General features: G+C 67.7%; 6 protein-coding genes. 3 read left to right on the top strand and 3 right to left on the bottom strand.

The window, feature by feature from the left end; translation table 11 throughout:
- A partial coding sequence (locus BRAS3809_RS33235; RefSeq protein ID WP_035660265.1) for an NAD(P)-dependent oxidoreductase occupies positions 1–686 on the bottom strand: 686 nt, incomplete at its 3' end.
- A gap of 135 nt (positions 687–821) precedes the next feature.
- Complete coding sequence (locus BRAS3809_RS33240) at positions 822–2,123, bottom strand: M24 family metallopeptidase (RefSeq protein ID WP_008966400.1); 1,302 nt, start codon at positions 2,121–2,123, stop codon at positions 822–824.
- Positions 2,124–2,258: 135 nt separating this feature from the next.
- Here BRAS3809_RS33240 and BRAS3809_RS33245 point away from each other — a divergent pair, with 135 nt between their 5' ends.
- From BRAS3809_RS33245 to BRAS3809_RS33255, 3 genes are read left to right on the top strand one after another with little or no spacing between them, the layout of a single operon-like run.
- Complete coding sequence (locus tag BRAS3809_RS33245; RefSeq protein ID WP_283805786.1) at positions 2,259–3,308, top strand: LacI family DNA-binding transcriptional regulator; 1,050 nt, start codon at positions 2,259–2,261, stop codon at positions 3,306–3,308.
- A gap of 57 nt (positions 3,309–3,365) precedes the next feature.
- Positions 3,366–4,184, top strand: coding sequence for a CoA transferase subunit A (locus tag BRAS3809_RS33250; RefSeq protein WP_008966402.1), 819 nt, complete (start codon positions 3,366–3,368; stop codon positions 4,182–4,184).
- Positions 4,181–4,930 (top strand): CoA-transferase, encoded by a 750-nt coding sequence (locus tag BRAS3809_RS33255; RefSeq protein ID WP_008966403.1) that lies wholly within the window; start codon positions 4,181–4,183, stop codon positions 4,928–4,930. The genes BRAS3809_RS33250 and BRAS3809_RS33255 overlap by 4 nt, the downstream gene beginning before the upstream one ends.
- Positions 4,931–4,932: 2 nt before the next feature.
- Here BRAS3809_RS33255 and BRAS3809_RS33260 read toward each other — a convergent pair whose 3' ends face one another.
- On the bottom strand, positions 4,933–6,402 hold the full coding sequence (locus tag BRAS3809_RS33260) for an N-acyl-D-amino-acid deacylase family protein (RefSeq protein WP_008966404.1): 1,470 nt from the start codon (positions 6,400–6,402) through the stop codon (positions 4,933–4,935).
- Positions 6,403–6,711 lie beyond the last annotated feature (309 nt).

The raw sequence follows: 6,711 nt of genomic DNA on the forward strand, positions 1-6,711 counted from the left end.
ACCAGCGCGTTGCTCTTGTACTTGGTGAAGGTCGAGCCCATCACGCTGGCATTCATGAAATTGAGGAAGGCATGGCGCGGCACGCCGGCCTTCTGCGCCAGGATGGTGATCTCAGCGAGATTCTGGATCACGACGCCGAGGAAAACGTTGTGCGCGATCTTGCAGATGCGCGCGAGCTCGCCCTCGCCGACATAGGACACGCCGGAGACGGCGATCTTGCCGAGGTACGGCGCGATGATTTCGAACGCGGCCTTGGGGCCCGAGACCACCGACGACAGCTTGCCGGCCTTGACGCATTTGCCGTTGCCCGACACCGGCGCCCGCACGAATTCGATGCCAAGCTGCGACAGCTTCGCCGCGATCGCCTCCGACTGCTCGATCCCGATCGAGGAGCAGTCGACCAGGATCTTCGGACGCGGTCCCGAAGCGGACGCGACGAGACCGTTGTCGCCGAAATAGACCTGCTCGAGATCCTTGCCCGTCGACACCATCGTGAACACGATCTCGCATGACGCGAGATCGCGGGGATGGTCGACGATGACGCCGCCCTTCGCGGCGAGCGGCTCGGCCTTGGCGCGGGTGCGGTTGAAGATCGAGACATTGTGTCCGGCTTTCAGCAGCCGCTCGGCCATCGGGTAGCCCATGCGCCCCATGCCGATCCAGCCGAGCGAATGCATCGTAGTCATTATCGTTTCCTCATCATACTTGTCACGGCCGTCGTCATTGCGAGGAGCGAAGCGACGAAGCAATCCAGGATCACGCCCGGCCCTGGATTGCTTCCGCCTTCGCTCGCAACGACGAAGAACTCAAATCGCGTTCACCTAATAACGATTGGCGATCGGCAGCTCTTCCGCGGGGAACAGCGTGATCACCTGGCAGCCCTTGTCGGTAACCACGACCTCCTCCTCGATGCGCGCCGCGGAGAAGCCGTCGGTGGCTGGGCAATAAGTCTCCAGCGCGAATACCATGCCGGTCTTGATCTCCATCGGATTGTCCAGCGAGACCAGGCGCGAAATGATCGGGCGCTCATGCAGAGCGAGACCAAGACCGTGGCCAAATTGCAGGCCGAACGCCGCCATCTCCGACGGGAAGCCGAACTCCTCGGCCGCCGGCCACACCTTGGCGACCGTGTCGGTCGACACGCCCGGCTTGATCAGCGCGATCGCGTTGTCGAGCCATTCGCGGCAACGCTTGTAGGCATCATGCTGCGCCGGCGTGGCGCGGCCGACATTGAAGGTACGGTAGTAGCAGGTGCGGTAGCCCTGATAGGATTGCAAAATGTCGAAGAACGCCTGATCGCCCGGACGCAGGATGCGATCGGTGAAATTGTGCGGATGCGGATTGCAGCGCTCGCCGGAGATGGCGTTGATCGCCTCGACGTCGTCGGAGCCCATCTCGTAGAGCATCTTGTTGGCCAGCGCGACGATGTCGTTCTCGCGCACGCCCGGCTTCAGGTTCTCGTAGATCGAGTGATACACGCCGTCGACCATGGCCGCGGCCTGGTTGAGCAGCATGATCTCGTCGATGTTCTTGATCTCGCGCGCGTCCAGCATGATCTGCTGGCCGTCGACCACCTTCATGCCCGCTTTCTGCAGCTCGAAGAACATCGCGGTCTCGGCGAGGTCGACGCCGACCGGCATGTCGGCGACGCCGGCCGCGCGCAGCAGGCTCATCACCTCCTCGGCATGCGCCTTCATCAGCCCGACCGCCGGCGGCACCGTACCGCGCATGCCCAGCATGCCGGCGCGGCAGTTCTCCGGCGCCAGCCAGTCGCAGAAGATGCGGTGGTGTACGGCGGCGGAACCGAAATCCCACACGATCGGCTCGCCATCGCCGGCCAGCAGCGCGAAGCGGCAGAGCTTGTCGCGCTCCCACTCGCCGATCTTGGTGCCGGAGACGTAGCGGATGTTGTTGACGTCGAACAGCAGCAGCGCGCCGCAGCCCGAGGCCTTCAGCGCCATGCGCGCGCGCGCCAGCCGGTATCGCCTGAGGCGGTCGAAATCGACACGGCGCTCGAAATCCACCGAGACATGGCCGTGCGACGGGATGGCCCGGCTCCAGCGCCAATGCGGATCGAGATGCTCGGGACTGACCAGATATGGCTTCAGCGCGCTGGCTGTCATGTGGACGTTCCCCATTCTGTTATTGCAATCGATTGCAGAGCCGGATTTATTGCATGCACGTTAAGAGTGTCAAGCTAAGGTGTGATCAAAACGTCGTTGCGCTGCGGCATCGAGGGCTGGGAAATGAAGCGACCAATGCGATCCGTCACGGGGCCTCGCGCGGCGGCATCGCCCCGTCCGACCATCAAGGACGTCGCCGCCCGCTGCGGCGTGCACCCCTCGACGGTGTCGCGCGCGCTCAGTCCGGCGATGAAGCATCTCGTTGCCGATGATGTCGCGGCGCGGATCCAGGCCGCCGCCAACGCGATCGGCTACCGGCTCAACATGGCCGCGAAGGGATTGCGCACGGGCCGTAGCGGGCTGATCGGCGTGCTCGCCCCAGATATCGCCGATCCCGGCTTTCCGCCGGTGCTGTCCGGCATCGCCGATCATCTCAATGCGGAGGGCTACGCGACCATCGTCGTCGACGTCGGCAGCAAGGGCTCCGAGCAGGATCTGGTCGACCGCCTGATCGCCCGGGGCGTCGACGGGCTGGTGCTGGCGACCGTGACCTTGCGCGACGATGTCGTGCAGCATTGCCAGGATGCGGCGCTGCCGGTCGTGCTGGTCAACCGCGTCGATGCCGCCGGATTGTTGCCCTCGGCCGCCAGCGACGATGCCGCCGGCATGCGCCTCGCCGTCGAGCATCTCGTCGGGCTCGGGCATCAGCGCATCGGCCATGTCGCCGGTCCGCAGCACATCTCGACCGGTGCGCGCCGGCGCGCCGGCTTCGAGGCGAGCGTGAGGGATGCGGGCCTGCCCGCGCGCCATGCGCCGATCGAGATCGCCGACGCCTATACGCGGGCCGCCGGTCGCGAGGCCGCACTGCGGCTGCTGGCGCGCCGGACCAGGCCGACGGCGATCGTCGCCGCCAACGATCTGCTCGCGCTCGGCGTCTATGACGCGCTCGCCGCGCGCGGCCTCGCCTGCCCCGGCGACGTCTCGGTGGTCGGTCACAACGACATGCCGTTCGTCGACCTGGTGTCGCCGCCGCTCACCACCGTGCGGATCGCACAACGCGACATGGGCGAAGCCGCGGCGCGGCTGCTGCTGGCGCGCATCGCCGATCGCGGGGTCGTGGACGACCATATCGTGCTGGCTCCGCAGATCATCATCCGCGGATCGACATCGGCGTGGGAGCGCTGACAGCGCCGGTGCGAGCCGGTACACTCGCCGCAAAAGCAACAGCAGGAGGAGGCCGCGATGACGGAGAGGGTTGGATTGCAGGCGCTGGTCGGATCGATCGCCCCTGGCCAGTCCGTGGCGATTCCGGTCGACCGCGCCGGCGTCTCGATGGCGGCCACGGCGGCGATGATCGAGGCAGGCCTGACCGGGTTGCATCTGGTCTGCGTCCCGATCAGCGGACTGCAGGCGGATCTGCTGATCGGCGCCGGCGTGGCCGCGGTCGTGGAGACCAGCGCGGTGTCGCTCGGCGAGGCCGGCGGCGCGCCGCGCTTCACGGCGGCCGTGCGCAGCGGCAGCATCAAGTTGCGCGATGCCACCTGCCCGGCGATCCATGCCGGCCTCCTGGCCGGGCAGAAGGGCGTGCCGTTCATGCCGATCGCAGGCATCATCGGCAGCGATCTGCTGCAGGTCCGCCCCGACTGGAAGGTGATCGACAGCCCGGTCGGCGAGCCCGGCAAGGTGGTCGTGGTGCCCGCGATCACGCCGGATGTCGCGCTGTTCCATGCGCCTGAGGCCGACCGCTTCGGCAATGTGCGCATCGGCCGCTATCGCGAGCTGGCGACCATGGCCTATGCCGCGAGGCGCACGCTGGTCACCGTCGAGCGCATCACCGATCGCGACCTGATGGCGACCGAGGACTCCGCCGCCGGCGTGCTGCCGGCGCTCTATGTCGATGCCATCGCGGTCGCCGAGAACGGCGCCTGGCCGCTGCCGCTGTGGGACGAATACGAGACCGACGGCGCCGAGCTCGCCCGCTACGCCACGATGGCCCGCACCGAGGAAGGGTTTCATGCCTATCTCTCCGCCTTCCTGAGCCGCAGCAAGGAGGTCGCATGACCGGGCAGGACGATCGCGCGCGCAAGGAGCTCCTGATCACCACCATCGCCGGCCTGCTCGACGGCGTCCGCCATGTCGCGGTCGGTGCCTCCTCGCCGATTCCCGCGGCGGGCGCGATGCTGCTGCGGGCGCGCAATGCGCTGGCCGGCAAGCCGCCGGTGCGCATCTCGATCCTCGGCTCGAGCCGGCACAATTTCTTCACCAATGGCGGCGTCGAGCTGTTCGACTGCGCCGCGCAGGGCCGGGTCGACGCATTCTTCCTCGGCGGCGGCCAGATCGACGGCGCCGGCAACATCAACCTGGTCGGCACCGGCGGCTATCCGCGCATGGAGGTGCGCTGGCCGGGCTCGTTCGGCTCGGCCTATCTCTATCACCTGATCCCGCGCGTGATCCTGTTTCGCGAGGAGCATTCGCCGCGCGTGCTGGTGCCGAAGGTGGATTTCGTCAGCGCCGCGGCTGTTACGCCGGAGGTGAAGCGGCGCGGCGGGCCGCAGGCGCTGCTGACGAATCTGGCGCTGTTCGATTTCGACCGCGACCGCGGCGGCTTCCGGCTGCGCTCGGTGCATCCGGGCTATACCGCCGAGGATGTGCGCGACCGCACGGGTTTCGACTACGAGGTGCCCGAGGCCGTGCCGGCCACGACCGCGCCGGATCGCGCCACCGCCGAGCTGATCCGCGGCCGGATTCTCGACGAGCTCGCGGAGTGCTATCCGGAGTTCGCCCGATCGATGGCCGCGGCGGCTTAGCATCACGGCCGCGCGCTGCGCGCGATGACCTGCCCGGCGCGCGCGTTCTGGTGCGCGCCCTGCCACCAGGTCAGCGCGCCGTTGACGATGACCGCGTCGATGCCCGCGGCCGGCACGCAGGGCTCGTCATAGGTCGCGCTGTCGCGCACGCTGGCCGCATCGAAGATCGTGATGTCGGCATGATGGCCGATCGCCAGCGTGCCGCGGCCCTTGATGCCGAAATTCTGCGCGGTCAGGCCGCTCATCTTCCACACCGCCGTCTCCAGCGGGAACAGCTCGAGCACGCGGCAGTAATAGCCGAGCACGCGCGGGAACGTGCCCCACAGCCGCGGATGCGGCCGCTCGCCGAACGGCAGGCCGTCGGAGCCGATCATGGTCGGCTCGAAGGCGAGGATGGTCCGCACGTCGGCCTCGTCCATCGAGAAGTAGATCGCGGAGGCCGGCTGCAGCCGCTTCGCGGCTTCGAGCCGGTCGACGCCCCAGCTGGCGGCGATGTCGGCGAGATCGCGGCCGGCCATTTCCGGATGCGGCTTCGAGGCGGCGACCACGACCTTGACCTGCAGCTTGGCCGGGTCGGTATGCAGCATGGTCGAGGAGGCGTTGTAGGGATAGCAGTCGAGCGCGACGCATTGGCAGCTCATCGCCTTGGTGAGCAGCGGCAGTGTCTCCTTCGTCCGGCCGAAATTCGCCGGGCCCACCACCTTGTGGTGCGAGATCACGACCTGGACGTCGAGCGCCTTGCCGATGGCGAAGCTCTCCTCCAGCGACTTGACGACGTCGTTCGCCTCATTGCGCATATGCGTCGCATAGACGCCGCCGCTGCCGGTGAGCGGACGGCAGACCTCGATGATCTCCTCGGTCGGCGCGGCCTCGGCCGGCGGATAGAACGTGCCGGTGGAGACGCCGATGGCGCCGGCGTCGAGCGCCTCCTGCACGTAGGCCCGCATCTCCACGATCTCGGCTGCGGTTGCCGCGCGGCCGAGATCGCTGACGACGGAGGCGCGCAGCGAGGTGTGGCCGGTCATCGGCGCGACGTTCACGGCCGCCGGCGCTGCGCGAAGTGCGGCAACATAGTCCGCGAACGACGCATACTCCGCGATCCGGCCGTCGCCTGGCGACAGCAGCCCGAGCGGCATCGGCCGCGGCGAGCCGGGCTTCAGCGGCGCGATGCTGACGCCGCAATTGCCGGTCACCACCGAGGTCACGCCCTGCGAGACCTTGCAGGTCATGCCGGGGTCGACCAGCACCGCGCTGTCGTCATGGGTGTGCGCGTCGATGAAGCCCGGCGCGACGATGCGGCCTGAAGCGTCGATCACGCGCTGCGCCGGACCATCGATCTCGCCGATGGCGGCGATCCGGCCATCCTTGATGGCAACATCTGCCGCGAAGCGCGGCGCCCGCGTCCCGTCGATGACGGTGCCGCCGCGGATGATGAGGTCGTAGGAATCATTCGAAAGCTGAGTATCGGTCATGAGGTCTCGCGCGGGCTTTGTTCGGAGCTGGTGAGACTATCCGCGAGCGGCCTGCCGAGGTCCAGGCGGATCCGCATGAGACATCAGCGGAGCTGGGCTGCCGTAAGGGCTGAGCCCTGCTTTGCCGTCATCTCTACTGAGCTCCCTCGCTCCGCCCGCTGACTCCAGGTCCTGATCATCGAGCCGCGTACCTGGACATCATGCCGGCATCCATGTCACGGTCGCAGCGACGCCTCCCGCGGCGCGCTTGCACCCGAGATCATGCTCATCGAAGCCCCCGAATAGGCCGAGGGCGCAGGGAAGGCCAGG

The organism is Bradyrhizobium sp. STM 3809, from assembly GCF_000239795.1.
Classification (GTDB): Bacteria; Pseudomonadota; Alphaproteobacteria; order Rhizobiales; family Xanthobacteraceae; genus Bradyrhizobium.

Excerpts from the sequence above, each read along its gene's own strand:
- BRAS3809_RS33255 (WP_008966403.1), top strand. The coding sequence starts at position 4,181 with ATGACCGGGCAGGACGATCGCGCGCGCAAGGAGCTCCTGATCACCACC.
- BRAS3809_RS33250 (WP_008966402.1), top strand. The coding sequence starts at position 3,366 with ATGACGGAGAGGGTTGGATTGCAGGCGCTGGTCGGATCGATCGCCCCT.
- BRAS3809_RS33260 (WP_008966404.1), bottom strand. The coding sequence starts at position 6,402 with ATGACCGATACTCAGCTTTCGAATGATTCCTACGACCTCATCATCCGC.
- BRAS3809_RS33240 (WP_008966400.1), bottom strand. The coding sequence starts at position 2,123 with ATGACAGCCAGCGCGCTGAAGCCATATCTGGTCAGTCCCGAGCATCTC.
- BRAS3809_RS33245 (WP_283805786.1), top strand. The coding sequence starts at position 2,259 with ATGCGATCCGTCACGGGGCCTCGCGCGGCGGCATCGCCCCGTCCGACC.